Below are 14,849 nucleotides of genomic sequence, written 5' to 3' on the forward strand. Positions count from 1 at the left end.
CGGCTGAACGGACGCGCGCAGGGTGGTGGGGTCGCCCGTAATCGGGTACATACGATCGGGTAGCACCCGTCGGTAACCAAACGGCCCATGATCCCGATTCGCGGCGAGGTGAGCCTCATGTCCGCAGCACCCACGAAACCCACTGTCAGTGAGCGTGAGGCCCGTCAGGTGGCGGAGGCTGCCCGAGAACAGGACTGGCGCAAGCCCAGCTTCGCCAAGGAACTGTTCCTGGGCCGCTTCCGCCTCGACCTCATCCACCCCCACCCGATGCCCACCGACGAGGCGTCCCAGCGCGGCGAGGAGTTCCTCGCCAAGCTGCGCGACTTCGTCGAGACGAAGGTCGACGCGGCCCTCATCGAGCGCGAGGCCCGCATCCCCGACGAGGTGATCGACGGCCTCAAGGAGCTCGGCGCCCTCGGCATGAAGATCGACACCAAGTACGGCGGGCTCGGCCTCACCCAGGTCTACTACAACAAGGCCCTCACCCTCGTCGGCTCGGCGTCCCCCGCGATCGGCGTGCTCCTCTCCGCCCATCAGTCGATCGGCGTACCGCAGCCGCTGAAGTTGTTCGGCACCCCCGAGCAGAAGGAACAGTTCCTGCCGCGCTGCGCCCGCACCGACATCAGCGCCTTCCTGCTGACCGAGCCGGACGTCGGTTCCGACCCGGCGCGCCTGGCCACCTCGGCCGTACCCGACGGGGACGACTACGTCCTCGACGGGGTCAAGCTGTGGACGACCAACGGCGTGGTCGCCGACCTCCTCGTCGTCATGGCGCGGGTGCCGAAGTCCGAGGGCCACAAGGGCGGCATCACCGCCTTCGTCGTGGAGACCAACTCGCCCGGCATCACCGTCGAGAACCGCAACGCCTTCATGGGCCTGCGCGGCATCGAGAACGGCGTCACCCGCTTCCACCAGGTCAGGGTCCCCGCAGCCAACCGCATCGGCCCCGAGGGCGCGGGCCTGAAGATCGCCCTCACGACCCTGAACACCGGGCGGCTCTCGCTCCCCGCCTCCTGCGTCGCGGCCGGCAAGTGGTGCCTGAAGATCGCCCGCGAGTGGTCGGCGGCGCGCGAGCAGTGGGGCAAGCCGCTCGCCGCGCACGAGGCCGTCGGCTCGAAGATCTCCTTCATCGCGGCCACCACCTTCGCCCTGGAGGCCGTCACCGACCTCGCCTCGCAGATGGCCGACGAGGACCGCAACGACATCCGCATCGAAGGCGCCCTCGCCAAGCTGTACGCCTCCGAGATGGCCTGGCTCATCGCCGACGACCTCATCCAGATCCGGGGCGGCCGCGGCTTCGAGACGGCCGAGTCGCTCAGGGCGCGCGGCGAGCGCGGCGTCCCCGCCGAGCAGGTCCTGCGCGACCTGCGCATCAACCGCATCTTCGAGGGCTCGACGGAGATCATGCACCTCCTCATCGCCCGCGAGGCCGTCGACGCCCACCTCTCGGTCGCCGGCGACCTCATCGACCCCGACAAGTCCCTCCAGGACAAGGCGAAGGCGGGAGCGAGCGCCGGCGTCTTCTACGCCAAGTGGCTGCCGAAACTGGTCGCGGGCCAGGGTCAACTGCCGTATTCGTACGGCGAGTTCAAGCGCGGCGTCGACCTCTCCCCGCACCTGCGCTACGTCGAACGCACCGCCCGCAAGCTCGCCCGCTCCACCTTCTACGGCATGTCCCGCTGGCAGGGCCGGATGGAGACCAAGCAGGGCTTCCTGGGCCGGATCGTCGACATCGGCGCGGAACTGTTCGCCATGAGCGCGGTCTGCGTCCGCGCCGAGCACCTGCGTGCCCGGGGCGACCACGGCCGTGAGGCCTACCAGCTCGCCGACGCCTTCTGCCGGCAGTCCCGGCTGCGGGTCGAGGAGCTCTTCGGCCGGCTCTGGTCCAACACCGACGACCTCGACGGCAAGGTCGTCAAGGGTGTGATGGCAGGCACCTACGAGTGGCTGGAGTCGGGCATCGTCGACCCGTCCGACGACGGCGGCGTGTGGATCGCGGACGCGACGCCGGGCCCGAGCGAGCGGGAGAACGTGCACCGTCCGATCGGGTGACCGACCGGTGAGGGGCGCTGACGGGTCACGGCCCGCAGCGACCCCTCACCATCCTGTTACCTGCCCGATGGGGACGCCCTGTCCTCCCTGTCGGTCCGTGCGGCCACAATGGGGGGATGAGCGACAGTCCAGCCCCCCCAGGGCGCGGGTCGGAAGCCCCGTCTGCCCCGCGACGCCATGCACGCACTCTCGCCGCACCGGACGCTGACCCAAGTACATCCAGTACGAGGGTCAGCGCCCGGCACGGCGAGAGCACGCACCTGCTGTCGACATCAGCCGCTCCGCGGCGGGCGCAGGGCCCGCCCTCCGGGCGGACGACGGGGCTTCCGACCCGCACCCTGGCCGACCCGCATCTCGTCTACGACCCCGTGGCGGGCGACGGCCCCAAGGACGTGGTGATCCTAGGCTCCACCGGCTCGATCGGCACCCAGGCCATCGACCTCGTGCTGCGCAACCCGGACCGCTTCCGCGTCACCGCGCTCTCCGCCAACGGCGGCCGGCTCGCCCTCCTCGCCGAGCAGGCGTACCGGCTGAAGGCGCGGACCGTCGCGGTCGCCCGCGAGGACGTCGTACCGGCGCTGCGCGAAGCCCTCCAGGCCCAGTACGGCACGGGGGAGCCGCTTCCCGAGATCCTCGCGGGACCGGACGCGGCCACCCAGGTCGCCGCCTCCGACTGCCACACCGTCCTGAACGGCATCACCGGCTCGATCGGCCTCGCCCCCACCCTCGCCGCCCTGGAGGCGGGCCGCACCCTCGCGCTCGCCAACAAGGAGTCCCTGATCGTCGGCGGCCCGCTGGTCAAGGCGCTCGCCAAGCCCGGGCAGATCATCCCGGTCGACTCCGAGCACGCGGCCCTGTTCCAGGCGCTGGCGGCCGGGACGAGGGCCGACGTACGAAAGCTGGTCGTCACGGCGTCCGGCGGGCCGTTCCGGGGCCGCACCAAGGCGGACCTGGCTCAGGTGACCGTCGAGGACGCCCTCGCCCACCCCACCTGGGCCATGGGCCCGGTGATCACGATCAACTCCGCGACCCTCGTCAACAAGGGTCTGGAGGTCATCGAGGCACACCTCCTCTACGACATTTCCTTCGACCGCATTGAGGTGGTCGTGCATCCCCAGTCGTATGTTCACTCGATGGTTGAGTTCACGGACGGATCCACGATCGCCCAGGCGACGCCCCCCGACATGCGCGGGCCGATCGCCATCGGCCTGGGCTGGCCGGAGCGCATCCCCGACGCCGCGCCCACGTTCGACTGGAGCAAGGCGTCGACCTGGGAGTTCTTCCCCCTCGACAACGAGGCGTTCCCCTCGGTCAACCTGGCGCGCCACGTGGGCGAGCTCGCGGGCACGGCACCGGCGGTGTTCAATGCGGCCAACGAGGAGTGCGTGGAGGCCTTCCGGGCCGGCGCACTGCCGTTCAACGGGATCATGGAGACCGTGACGCGGGTGGTGGAGGAGCACGGCACCCCGCGTGCGGGAACTTCGCTGACCGTCGCGGACGTCCTCGAAGCGGAGAGCTGGGCCCGTCGGCGGGCCCGGGAACTGGCGGTACACACGGCGGAGGCCCGTGCATGACGACCCTGATGTTCATCCTCGGCATAGTGCTTTTCGCGGTCGGGCTGCTCGCCTCGATCGCCTGGCACGAGCTGGGCCACCTGTCCACGGCCAAGATGTTCGGCATCCGGGTGCCGCAGTACATGGTCGGCTTCGGTCCGACGATCTGGTCGCGGAAGAAGGGTGACACCGAGTACGGCGTCAAGGCGATCCCGTTCGGTGGCTACATCCGCATGATCGGCATGTTCCCGCCGGGACCGGACGGCCGCCTGGAGGCCCGCTCCACATCCCCCTGGCGCGGCATGATCGAGGACGCCCGCTCGGCGGCCTTCGAGGAGCTGAAGCCCGGCGACGAGTCCCGCCTGTTCTACACACGTAAGCCGTGGAAGCGGGTCATCGTGATGTTCGCGGGCCCGTTCATGAACCTGATCCTCGCGGTGGCCCTGTTCCTCACCGTGCTGATGGGCTTCGGTATCCAGCAGCAGACGACCACCGTCAGCTCGGTCTCGCCGTGCGTGATCGCCCAGACCGAGAACCGCGACGAGTGCAAGGCCTCCGACCCCAAGTCCCCGGCCGCCGCCGCGGGCATGAAGGCCGGCGACAAGATCGTCTCCTTCGGCGGGGTACCGACCGAGGAGTGGAACTCCCTCTCCGACCTCATCCGCGACAGCGCCGGCAAGGAGGTGCCGATCGTCGTCGACCGCAAGGGCGAGCAAGTGACCCTGCACGCGAAGATCGCCACCAACTGGGTCGTGAAGAAGGACGCGAGCGGGGCCTACGTCAAGGACGACTACGTCCAGGCCGGCTTCCTCGGCTTCAGCGCCGCCACCGGCGTCGTCAAACAGGACTTCGGCGACTCGGTGACCTGGATGTCCGACCGGGTCGGCGAGGCCGTCGACTCCCTCATCGCCCTGCCCTCCAAGGTCCCCGCCCTGTGGGACGCGGCCTTCGGCGACGGCCCGCGCGAGCCGGACTCCCCGATGGGCATCGTCGGCGCGGCGAGGGTGAGCGGCGAGATCGCGACGCTGGACATCCCGGCGTCGCAGCAGCTGGCCACGTTCGTCTTCCTCCTGGCCGGCTTCAACCTCTCCCTCTTCCTCTTCAACATGCTCCCGCTGCTGCCACTGGACGGCGGCCATATCGCGGGCGCCCTGTGGGAGTCGCTGCGCCGTAACCTCGCGCGCGTGCTGCGCCGCCCGGACCCCGGCCCGTTCGACGTGGCGAAGCTGATGCCGGTGGCGTACGTGGTGGCGAGCGTCTTCATCTGCTTCACGCTGCTCGTGCTGGTGGCGGACCTGGTTAACCCGGTCAGAATCTCCTAGTCATACGGAGTTCGCGGCGGCCCGGGATCGTATGTCCCGGGCCGCCTTCTAATGAGTGGGTTTACCGGGCGTGATGTGCTGGGGTGAGTCTCGGTGCCGTAATCTCGAAGCCTGGAGCCCGCTGCTGACGGGACCGGATCTTGATCCACGACTTGGGGTTGCACAGCAGATGACTGCGATTTCTCTCGGCATGCCGTCCGTTCCGACCAAGCTCGCCGAGCGCCGCAAGAGCCGTCAGATCCAGGTCGGATCCGTGCCGGTCGGCGGGGACGCGCCGGTCTCGGTCCAGTCGATGACGACGACGCGTACGTCCGACATCGGCGCCACGCTCCAGCAGATCGCCGAGCTGACGGCGTCCGGCTGCCAGATCGTGCGTGTGGCGTGCCCCACGCAGGACGACGCCGACGCGCTCGCGACCATCGCCCGCAAGTCCCAGATCCCGGTGATCGCGGACATCCACTTCCAGCCGAAGTACGTCTTCGCGGCCATCGAGGCCGGCTGCGCCGCGGTCCGGGTCAACCCCGGCAACATCAAGCAGTTCGACGACAAGGTCAAGGAGATCGCGCGGGCCGCCAAGGACCACGGCACCCCGATCCGCATCGGCGTCAACGCGGGTTCCCTCGACCGGCGCCTGCTGCAGAAGTACGGCAAGGCCACGCCGGAGGCCCTCGTCGAGTCGGCCCTGTGGGAGGCGTCCCTCTTCGAGGAGCACGACTTCCGGGACATCAAGATCTCGGTCAAGCACAACGACCCGGTCGTCATGGTCAGGGCCTATCAGCTGCTGGCCGAGCAGTCCGACTACCCGCTGCACCTGGGCGTCACGGAGGCCGGCCCCGCCTTCCAGGGCACGATCAAGTCGGCCGTCGCCTTCGGCGCCCTGCTCTCCCAGGGCATCGGCGACACGATCCGCGTCTCCCTGTCGGCGCCCCCCGCCGAGGAGGTCAAGGTCGGCATCCAGATCCTGGAGTCCCTGAACCTCAAGCAGCGTGGCCTGGAGATCGTCTCCTGCCCGTCCTGCGGCCGCGCCCAGGTCGACGTCTACAAGCTGGCCGAGGAGGTCACGGCAGGCCTCACCGGCATGGAGGTCCCCCTCCGCGTCGCGGTCATGGGCTGCGTCGTCAACGGCCCCGGCGAGGCCCGCGAGGCCGACCTCGGCGTCGCCTCCGGCAACGGCAAGGGCCAGATCTTCGTCAAGGGCGAGGTCATCAAGACCGTCCCCGAGTCCAAGATCGTCGAGACCCTCATCGAGGAGGCCATGAAGCTGGCCGAGAAGATGGAGGCGGAGGGCGTGGAGTCGGGCGAGCCGTCGGTGGCGGTGGCCGGCTGAGAGGTCCGGGGGCGCCGGGCAGTTGTATTTCAGCCTGTCCGGCGTTTGAGGACGAGGCCCTTTGGGGCCGAAGCGGGGGTCTGGGGGCGGCAGCCCCCAGGGAGGGTGCCCTGGCCGACGGTCACCGGCAAACGAACGGCAACCTCCACTGGGCGGCACGGCAAAGCTTCCGCAGGTACAGTGCGGGGACCAGCAGAACCCCAGCGTGAGGCCCCCGCACCGTGTTGACCCAGACCACCTCACGGGTCCTCGAACCGAGTGACCTGGACGCCGCGCTCGCCGTCCTCGACCGCGAGCCGGTCGCGAACGCCTTCGTGACGTCCCGCGTCCGGATCGCCGGCCTCGACCCCTGGCGCCTCGGCGGCGAGATGTGGGGCTGGTACGAGGACGGCATGCTGACGTCCCTGTGCTACGCGGGCGCCAACCTCGTCCCGATCTGCGCCACCCCCCGAGCCGTACGGGCCTTCGCCGACCGCGCCCGGCGCTCGGGCCGCCGCTGCTCCTCCATCGTCGGCCCGGCCGATTCCACCGCCCAGCTGTGGCGCCTGCTGGAACCCAACTGGGGCCCGGCCCGCGAGATCCGCCCCCACCAGCCCCTCATGATCACCGACCACATGCCGGCCGGCATCACCCCGGATCCGTACGTCCGCCGCATCCGCAAGGACGAGATGGACACGATCATGCCGGCGTGCGTGGCCATGTTCACCGAGGAGGTCGGCGTCTCCCCGATGGCCGGCGACGGCGGTCTCCTCTACCAGGCCCGGGTCGCCGAACTCGTCGGCTCGGGCCGCTCCTTCGCCCGCCTCGACCAGGACGGCAAGGTCGCCTTCAAGGCCGAGATCGGTGCGGCCACCGACCGCGCCTGCCAGATCCAGGGCGTCTGGGTGGCCCCCGAGTACCGCGGCCAGGGCCTGGCGGCCCCCGGAATGGCGGCCGTGCTCCGCTATGCCCTCGCGGACGTCGCCCCGGTGGTGAGCCTGTACGTCAACGACTTCAACACGGCGGCGAGAAGGACGTACACGAGGGTGGGCTTCCAAGAGGTCGGCGCCTTCATGAGCGTCCTTTTCTGAGCACGCCCCCTTGCGGGGGACGGCGGGACAACATCCCCCGGGGCGCGGGTAACTGCGCGACCAACCACGGACAGACCGCACCCAAACGACAACCTGTGGTCCCCTGTACGCTCCCCACATGCGACTTCCCGGTCACGCACACCGCCGCCACCCCGACGACGTCGTGATCGGCCCGCTGGACCTCCCCACCAACGTCGACGAAGCCCTCGCCGTCCAAGCAGTGGCCTTCGGACTCGGCCCCGACGAGGTGGCCGTACGCCGCCAGATCGTCCTGCGCCACATGACCTACCCGGGAGCAAGGGCCCTCGGCGCGACCGCCTCGGGCCTGCTCGTCGGCTTCGTGTACGGCATGCCGAACGACCGCACCCACTGGTGGTCCACCGTCGTGGAGCCCTACCTCCGGGCCCAGGGCCACGACGCCTGGCTCGACGACTCCTTCGTCATCACGGAACTGCACGTCCACCCCCGCTACCAGAACCGGGGCGTCGGCCGCTCCCTGATCACCACGATCACCGACACCGCCGCCGAACCCCGCTCGATCCTCTCGGCGATCGACGTCGACAGCCCGGCCCGCGGCCTCTACCACTCCCTCGGCTACCGCGACCTCGCCCGCCAGGTCCTGTTCCCGAGCGCCCCGAAGCCGTACGCCGTGATGGGCGCCCCTCTGCCGCTGCGCCGCCGATAGGCACGGGCCACGGTTAACCGATTTCCACCGTCCCGTACCACCCGGCTAACCTCCTGCCATAACCCAACCCGGCAGGAGTACGAGAACGATGGCGAACGCACCGGTCCAGCGCATGTCCCAGTTGATGGCGAAGACGCTGCGCGACGACCCGGCGGACGCCGAGGTCCTCAGTCACAAGCTGCTGGTCCGCGCGGGCTACGTCCGCCGCACGGCGGCCGGCATCTGGTCCTGGCTGCCCCTCGGCAAGCGGGTCCTCGCCAACGTGGAGCGCGTCGTCCGCGAGGAGATGGACGCGATCGGCGCCCAGGAGGTGCTGCTCCCCGCGCTGCTGCCGCGTGAGCCGTACGACGCGACGGGCCGCTGGGACGAGTACGGCCAGGAGCTGTTCCGCCTCAAGGACCGCAGGGGCGGCGACTACCTGCTCGGCCCGACCCACGAGGAGATCTTCACCCTGCTGGTGAAGGATCAGGCGTCCTCCTACAAGGACCTGCCGGTCATCCTCTACCAGATCCAGAACAAGTACCGCGACGAGGCCCGCCCCCGGGCCGGCGTCCTGCGCGGCCGTGAGTTCCTGATGAAGGACTCGTACTCCTTCGACACCGATGACGAGGGCCTCGGCCAGTCCTACGCCCTGCACCGCCAGGCCTACCAGCGCGTCTTCGAGCGCCTCGGCCTCGACTACCGCATCTGCGCCGCCACCGCCGGCGCGATGGGCGGCTCGAAGTCGGAGGAGTTCCTCGCCCCGGCCGAGGCCGGCGAGGACACCTTCGCGGACTGCCCGAACTGCGACTTCGCGGCCAACACCGAGGCGATCACGTACGAGCTGAAGCCGGTGGACGCCGCGGGCGTGGCCGCGCTCGAGGAGATCCCGACCCCGGACACCCCGACCATCGAGACCCTGGCCGCCCACCTCGGCGTCGAGGCTTCCGCGACGCTCAAGAACCTCCTCGTGAAGGTCGACGGCGAGATCGTCGCCGTGGGCGTCCCCGGTCACCGCGAGGTCGACATGGGCAAGGTCGAGGCGCACTTCGCCCCGGCCGTCGTCGAGATGGTCACCGAGGCGGACTTCGCCGGGCGCCCGGACCTGGTCCGCGGCTACGTCGGTCCGCAGGGCCTGGGCGAGAAGGTCAAGTACCTCGCCGACCCGCGCGTGGCCCCCGGCACCTCGTGGATCACGGGCGCCAACAAGGAGGGCACGCACGCGAAGAACGTCGTCGCGGGCCGTGACTTCGAGGTCGACGAGTACGTCGACGTCGTGGTCGTCCAGGAGGGCGACCCCTGCCCGAAGTGCGGCACCGGCCTCAAGCTGGACCGTGCCATCGAGATCGGCCACATCTTCCAGCTGGGCCGCAAGTACGCGGACGCCCTGAAGCTCGACGTCCTCGGCCAGAACGGCAAGCCGGTCCGCGTGACCATGGGCTCCTACGGCATCGGCGTCTCCCGCGCCGTCGCCGCCCTCGCCGAGCAGACCGCCGACGACAAGGGCCTGTGCTGGCCGGCCGAGGTCGCCCCGGCCGACGTCCACGTGGTCGCCGCGGGCAAGGCACTCCAGACCGAACTCGCCCTCGACGTCTCCGAGAAGCTGGCCACGGCCGGCCTGCGCGTCCTGTGCGACGACCGCGCCGGTGTCTCGCCGGGCGTGAAGTTCACGGACTCGGAGCTGATCGGCGTACCGCAGATCCTGGTCGCCGGGCGGCGCGCGGCCGAGGGCGTCGTCGAGCTCAAGGACCGCAGGACCGGCGAGCGCGAGGAACTGACGGTGGACGAGGCGATCGCCCGCCTGACGGCGTAAGGAACCCCTCAGCAGGGCTGCTCCCCGACCGTGGGACGTGACACAGCGTCAGTGTCACCACGGAGGGGAGCGGTCCTGCCTGCTCGGCCCGTCTCAGCCGGCCTCGGCCGCGAGGACGCGGGGGAGGAGTTCGTGGGGGAGTTCCACGCGCATGCCGCAGAAGCAGCGCAGGGGCCCGCCGCGTGAGACGGGGGCGCCCAGGTCGATCATCAGGATGTCCGCCACTTCCCGGAGCACGTCACCTGCCGGGGCGCCTCTGGCGACGCGGATGCTGACCTCGTCCGGATCCCAGACCGCGATGCCCGCCAGATTCTCCGTCACGGCAATGTGGACGCACACGACTGTCTCCCCAGGGATGCACTACAGCACGGAGTGATCCGCTCCGGGAGGTCAGCGGCTGACTGATGGTACCGACGGCGGTCGGGTGCGTGAGGAGTTTCGTCATATTCTCCCGCCGCACCGGAAGCTTCCGTCACACCCGGCACGCGGCAGCGAGAGGGCTCGTTGGCCGAAAACGCGCCGCTGACCTCACCCGATGCGGCTGACCTGAAGCATGGCTTCGGCGTCCTTCAGCAGTGCGCGCTGACGTGCCTCCGGCAATTGCCGGTACAGCTTCAGGAGCCGGGCCTCGCGCTCGTCCCCGCTGGGTCCGGGTACGGGGCGGCCCACCGCCTCGAAGAACTCCCTCGGCGTCGTCCGCACGCCCCAGCGCCGGAACACATCGACCATGGCCCGCAGCTTCTCCGGGTCTATGCGCGAGGTGCCGCGGGTGCGGTTCACCCAGGCGTTCAGCGTCGGATAGGAGATGCCGGCCTCCGCCGCCAGGTCCTTCTGGGTTCGGTCCGGCGCCTGCGCCAGCAGACGTTCGAGCAGAGTGGCCAGGTCCTCTTCCAGGCGCGAGGGATCCTGGCCCTGGTCCGGGGCTCCTGAGCGGCTCTGCTGGTTCGTCACGCATCCGAGGATCCGTCATCAATATCTACAAGCGCAAGTAGATCGCAGATCGGTCGTGAAGGGTTCGGGGGCGTGCGGGAGCGCTGCGCGGACGATGACGAAAACGCGCGCCCCCACCCTCGTGCGGATGCCCGCCTTTCCTCACGTTCCGTGGGCGCCTTGACACTATCTGCATCTACATGAAGACTGTAGATGGCACCGGATGTGGATGGCGGCTCCTGGCGTGGGCCGTGCCCGTGCGTTCAGGTAATCTACATCTACATGAATATTGAAGATTCAGGATGATGTCGACGGGAGATCCGATCGTGTCCTTACCGAACAGCGTCACCGCCGCTCCGGACGACCCGGAACCCGAGCTCGTCGCCCGGGCCCGCAGGGGCGACCGGGAGGCGTTCGCGGCGCTGTACCACCAGCACTACCGCCTCGTGTACGGCTTCCTGCTCGTGCGCACGCGCAACAGACATCTGGCGGAGGACCTGACCCAGGAGGCGTTCACCCGCGCCCTGCGGCGCATCGATTCCTTCACCTGGCAGGGCACGGCTTTCGCCGCCTGGCTGACCACCATCGCGAAGAACCTCCACCTCGACGAACTCGACCGCGGCCGCACCCGCCTGGAGACGCCGGTAGCCGAGTTCGACGAGCCCAGGGAGGCCGGCCGGGACGCCGAGACGCTCGCCCTGCGCGCACTGGAGGCCGTCGAGGCCCACGAGGCGGTCCGCACAGCCCTGCACATGCTCAACGCCCAGCAACGGCACTGTGTGGAGTTGCGCTTCCTCGACGAACTGACGCCGCAGGAGACGGCGTTGGCGATGGGCCGGAGCGTCGGCGCGGTCAAGACGCTGACCTATCGCGCCCTGCGCAAGCTGCGCCGGCCGGCCGGGGCGGTGTCCGTGTGAACAGCAACTTCCCGCACGCCGTCGGTGTGATCCGCGCGGTACTGGAGTCCGCCGCCCACGACCGTGCGACCGCCGTCGCGCACGCGCTCGACTCGGCCCGCCTCCTGGTCGACCCCCTGCGCTCCTTCGGCGTCGTACTGCACCGGACGCCGGACGGCGGTTGGTGCCGGGTTCCGCGCCCGCTCACCGACCTGGAGCACCAGGCCCTGGCCTGGGACGCCTCGTGCGCGCGGGCGCGGTCCCTCGCGTGCGACATCGAACGCAGGCTGGCCGGGCACGCCGGTCCGTCCGGCGTCCGTGTGGACGGTGACCGGGTGCGGGTCGCGCTCCGTGTCGACGGCCCCGTCGCATGGGCCCGTTGGCGTGCGTACCTGGGCATCACTGTCGTCGGGGCAGGCATCCGCCTCCACACGGTGACGGGCGAGGGGGAGCGCGGCGGTGTCCGGGTGACGGTGGTGGCCCACGGCGCCACGACGGCACCCCCGTCCGCCGTGACCGGACCACAGGCGCGTCCCTTCCGACTCGGCGGCGCCACGTACGACCTGGCGTTTCCACAGCGCGACGCGCACGGGGACGTCTGGTACTTCCAGGGCTGGCGAACCCACGACGGCATGCCCCTGATGTCCCTGGACGGCCGCACCGAGCGATGCTCCCTCGCCAACGTGGCGGCACATCTGGGGCCGTTGTCGCCGATGCGGACCGTCGGCCGGGGTGCCGCGTCCGACGGCGACGGGGCGCTGCGTACGACGTCAGCACCGCTGTCCCCACCTCCGTCCGTGATGCCGACGGGGCCCGGGCCTGTGCCGTTGAGCGCGACTTCGGCTGCAGTGCCGGCGGCGCCTGGGCCCGGGCCGTCGTCCGCACCCTCGACGGCACCGCCATCCACATCCCCGCCCGCTCCATCGTCGGCACCGTTGCGAGGCCAGATCGGGCCGGTCGGATGACCCGCAGTGAGGCGGGCCTGCGGAGCCGGGGGGAGGTCGGGGCGGGGGAGGGCTCGCGGGCGTGGGAGGCGCGTGCCGCTTGCCGGGAGCGCGACGCCGACCTCTGGTTCTCCCGCCGTTCCCGGCCGACGGCCGTCGCGATCTGCGCCGCCTGCCCCGTGCTCGATCCCTGTCGGGCCGCCGTGCTGCAACGGGAGAAGGGCCTTCCCCGGTGCCGTCGCCAGGGCGTCGTCGCCGGGCTGACAGGCCCTCAGCGCCATGACTTGGAGCGCGCCGCCAACCCGCGGGCACAGCCGTACCGACAGGCGTCGCCGCCCGCCGAGCCCACCCCGCCCCTCGATTCGGCCGGACCTCCGCCCACGCTGCTCGCCCCCTGCGGGACGCGCGCGGCCTACCAGCGGCACCTGCGCCGCGGCGAGCCCGTCGACGAGGCGTGCCGCGCGGCCAACGCCCGGGAGGCCGGCCGCTATCGCCGAACCGGGTCCACCGCCGGCACCCGTTTCACCCCCGAGTAAAGGGAGCCCACCCACCTCCACGACCCCACCCGACACCGCGCCGGGTCATTCGCCGACCCGAACTGACCCCACCCCACCCCACCCCTCACTCTCAACGCACCGGAGTACCTCATGTCCTCGCCCCCGTCGGATCCCCCGCCCGACGAATCCGGGTCCGGTGACGCCCGGACCCCGGGTCTCCTCGGCCGAACGGCCACGGTCCTGCGCAGGTTCTTACGGCCGCGCGGCAGACCCCTCGTGCCGCGAACAGGCACGCGTCGGCGCCTGGCACGGGAGATGGACGACTGCCGACAGGAACGCGACCGCTGGCAGTGGCACGCCGACTCCTACGAGCGGGAGTTGACCCACGCCCTGCGCGAACGCGCAAATCTGCTCGCCTGGTTGGCGGCGCTGCACCCGTCGAGTGCCGTTCTCGTCGCCGACGTCGGTGCCGGACCTGGCGACGTCCACCTGCTGCGCATCGAGGTCGGCGGACAGCAACTGTCGTGGCCGCTGCCACCGGCCGACCTGCCGCTGTTCGCGCACGTCCCGTACGCGTACTCGGTCACCAAGGACGGTCGTGCGGCCCCGGACCAGGCGGCGCACATCCGCGGGCACACCCGGCTGTTGGCGATGGAGGAGACCCTCTTCGGCGCACCGGCGCAGACGTGGGCGGCGGTGCGGCCCCTGCGCCCCGGCGACCGCTGAAGCCGCTCGGACGGGTGTCCCGGCGGCCACACGAGACTCCGGCCGCCAGGCTCGGGAGGCAAGACGGCCGGATCCACCACGCCCCCTGCCCCGATCACAGCAGGGGGCGTGGTCCCGGTCATGTCCCCGTACCGGGCCGCCGCTAGAGCCAGCCCGCGAATTCCAGCAACAACTCCGCGTCCTGAGCCCGCCCGACCCGCCGAGCCCGCACGCCCGACTCGACGGCCCGGAACAGCGTCCACCCGCGCAGCCGTTCCTGATCCACGTCCAGCGACTCCGCGAGGCGCTTGACCCGCCGCCGGGTCGTCCCCGCGCCCGACGGCGAGGCGATCAGGTCCTCCACCCGATCCCGCACCAAGCGCGCCAGATCGAATGCGCACTCACCGACGACCGGGTCCGGCCCCACCGCCAGCCACGGCGTCCGCTCCCCGGCCAGTACCTTGCTCTGCCGGAACGTCCCGTGCAGCAACCGCCGTTCGGGCGGCGCGGCCAGCAATTCCTCGCGGGCGGCGAGCGCGGCGTCGACCAGCGTCGCCACCTCCGCGTCCGCCGACGCGGTCGCCCGCATCGCCTCGGCCTGCCGGCCCGTACGCTCGGCCACCGTCTCGAAGTGGTGGTCGGCCGGGGGCTGCACCCACAGCCGCCGCAGCGTCCCCGCCGCCTCCAGCAACGCCTTCGCCTCCGGCAGCGATCGCACCGACAGATCCGGTTGCAGCCGCTCCAGCAGGAGCACACCCTCGGTCACGGACGAGTCCACAAGCTGTACGGCGCCCACGCCGCCCCAGTGCGCGAGAGCGGCCCGCTCGCTCTCCGGGCGGGCCCTGGGCGGCGCCAGCTTGAGCACGGCCGGGGTGCCGTCCGGCTGCCGCACCAGCATCACCAGGCTGCTGCGGCCGCCCGGCATCTGCACCCGCTCAACGGTCAACTCGCGTAGCGCGACGGCCTGGTGGGCCGCCTCCGGCAGCTTCTCCAACCAGTCGTCACCGTCCGGTGCCGTCTCACCGAGCGCCCTCACCAGACGCTGCGGCGGTTCGAAAGCCATGCGCGAGTCGTTC

General features: G+C 70.9%; 14 protein-coding genes. 11 read left to right on the plus strand and 3 right to left on the minus strand.

Translation table 11 applies throughout. The annotated features are described in order from the left end of the window. The first annotated feature begins 117 nt into the window (after positions 1-117). The 7 genes from OG254_RS34855 (at position 118) to OG254_RS34885 (ending at position 9,801) form a co-directional block, all read left to right on the plus strand. Positions 118-2,052 carry an acyl-CoA dehydrogenase family protein gene (locus OG254_RS34855; RefSeq protein ID WP_405589783.1) on the plus strand — a complete coding sequence of 645 codons (1,935 nt, stop codon included), beginning with the start codon at positions 118-120 and terminating at the stop codon, positions 2,050-2,052. A 368-nt stretch (positions 2,053-2,420) separates the two neighbouring features. Then, positions 2,421-3,626, plus strand: a complete 1,206-nt coding sequence (gene dxr, locus OG254_RS34860; protein ID WP_405595373.1) for a 1-deoxy-D-xylulose-5-phosphate reductoisomerase — start codon at positions 2,421-2,423, stop codon at positions 3,624-3,626. Positions 3,627-3,634: 8 nt separating this feature from the next. After that, entirely contained in the window at positions 3,635-4,927 is a 1,293-nt protein-coding gene (locus OG254_RS34865) for a M50 family metallopeptidase (protein ID WP_405595375.1), read from the plus strand. A gap of 169 nt (positions 4,928-5,096) precedes the next feature. Further along, on the plus strand, positions 5,097-6,254 hold the full coding sequence (gene ispG / locus OG254_RS34870; protein ID WP_405589786.1) for a flavodoxin-dependent (E)-4-hydroxy-3-methylbut-2-enyl-diphosphate synthase: 1,158 nt from the start codon (positions 5,097-5,099) through the stop codon (positions 6,252-6,254). A gap of 221 nt (positions 6,255-6,475) precedes the next feature. Continuing rightward, positions 6,476-7,324, plus strand: coding sequence for a GNAT family N-acetyltransferase (locus tag OG254_RS34875; RefSeq protein ID WP_405589789.1), 849 nt, complete (start codon positions 6,476-6,478; stop codon positions 7,322-7,324). 118 nt (positions 7,325-7,442) lie between these two features. Beyond that, entirely contained in the window at positions 7,443-8,009 is a 567-nt protein-coding gene (locus OG254_RS34880; RefSeq protein ID WP_405589792.1) for a GNAT family N-acetyltransferase, read from the plus strand. An 88-nt stretch (positions 8,010-8,097) separates the two neighbouring features. After that, complete coding sequence (locus tag OG254_RS34885; RefSeq protein ID WP_405589794.1) at positions 8,098-9,801, plus strand: proline--tRNA ligase; 1,704 nt, start codon at positions 8,098-8,100, stop codon at positions 9,799-9,801. Between the two features lie 93 nt (positions 9,802-9,894). Here the strand turns inward: OG254_RS34885 and OG254_RS34890 are convergent, their stop codons facing one another. Then, a complete protein-coding gene (locus OG254_RS34890) occupies positions 9,895-10,140 on the minus strand; it encodes a hypothetical protein (RefSeq protein WP_147994083.1) in 246 nt (81 codons plus the stop codon). Positions 10,141-10,329: 189 nt separating this feature from the next. Beyond that, on the minus strand, positions 10,330-10,752 hold the full coding sequence (locus OG254_RS34895; protein WP_351188588.1) for a helix-turn-helix transcriptional regulator: 423 nt from the start codon (positions 10,750-10,752) through the stop codon (positions 10,330-10,332). Between the two features lie 305 nt (positions 10,753-11,057). Between OG254_RS34895 and OG254_RS34900 the strand changes: the two genes are divergently transcribed. The 4 genes from OG254_RS34900 (at position 11,058) to OG254_RS34915 (ending at position 13,794) form a co-directional block, all read left to right on the plus strand. After that, on the plus strand, positions 11,058-11,648 hold the full coding sequence (locus OG254_RS34900) for a sigma-70 family RNA polymerase sigma factor (RefSeq protein ID WP_405589799.1): 591 nt from the start codon (positions 11,058-11,060) through the stop codon (positions 11,646-11,648). Next, the gene (locus OG254_RS34905) at positions 11,645-12,592 is read left to right on the plus strand and encodes a BN159_2729 family protein (RefSeq protein ID WP_405589801.1); all 948 of its coding nucleotides are present in this window, start codon (positions 11,645-11,647) and stop codon (positions 12,590-12,592) included. Before OG254_RS34900 ends, OG254_RS34905 begins: the two co-directional genes overlap by 4 nt. After that, the gene (locus OG254_RS34910) at positions 12,589-13,107 is read left to right on the plus strand and encodes a WhiB family transcriptional regulator (protein ID WP_405589803.1); all 519 of its coding nucleotides are present in this window, start codon (positions 12,589-12,591) and stop codon (positions 13,105-13,107) included. Before OG254_RS34905 ends, OG254_RS34910 begins: the two co-directional genes overlap by 4 nt. A gap of 276 nt (positions 13,108-13,383) precedes the next feature. After that, a complete protein-coding gene (locus tag OG254_RS34915; protein WP_405589806.1) occupies positions 13,384-13,794 on the plus strand; it encodes a hypothetical protein in 411 nt (136 codons plus the stop codon). 142 nt (positions 13,795-13,936) lie between these two features. Here the strand turns inward: OG254_RS34915 and OG254_RS34920 are convergent, their stop codons facing one another. Continuing rightward, entirely contained in the window at positions 13,937-14,836 is a 900-nt protein-coding gene (locus OG254_RS34920; protein WP_351188599.1) for an aminoglycoside phosphotransferase family protein, read from the minus strand. Positions 14,837-14,849: the final 13 nt, after the last annotated feature.

Source organism: Streptomyces sp. NBC_01092, from assembly GCF_045039535.1.
Lineage (GTDB): Bacteria > Actinomycetota > Actinomycetes > Streptomycetales > Streptomycetaceae > Streptomyces.

Coding starts and splice junctions, on each gene's coding strand:
- OG254_RS34915 (WP_405589806.1), top strand. CDS start 13,384: ATGGACGACTGCCGACAGGAACGCGACCGCTGGCAGTGGCACGCCGAC.
- OG254_RS34920 (WP_351188599.1), bottom strand. CDS start 14,836: ATGGCTTTCGAACCGCCGCAGCGTCTGGTGAGGGCGCTCGGTGAGACG.
- OG254_RS34865 (WP_405595375.1), top strand. CDS start 3,635: ATGTTCATCCTCGGCATAGTGCTTTTCGCGGTCGGGCTGCTCGCCTCG.
- OG254_RS34910 (WP_405589803.1), top strand. CDS start 12,589: ATGACCCGCAGTGAGGCGGGCCTGCGGAGCCGGGGGGAGGTCGGGGCG.
- ispG (WP_405589786.1), top strand. CDS start 5,097: ATGACTGCGATTTCTCTCGGCATGCCGTCCGTTCCGACCAAGCTCGCC.
- OG254_RS34880 (WP_405589792.1), top strand. CDS start 7,443: ATGCGACTTCCCGGTCACGCACACCGCCGCCACCCCGACGACGTCGTG.
- OG254_RS34855 (WP_405589783.1), top strand. CDS start 118: ATGTCCGCAGCACCCACGAAACCCACTGTCAGTGAGCGTGAGGCCCGT.
- OG254_RS34885 (WP_405589794.1), top strand. CDS start 8,098: ATGGCGAACGCACCGGTCCAGCGCATGTCCCAGTTGATGGCGAAGACG.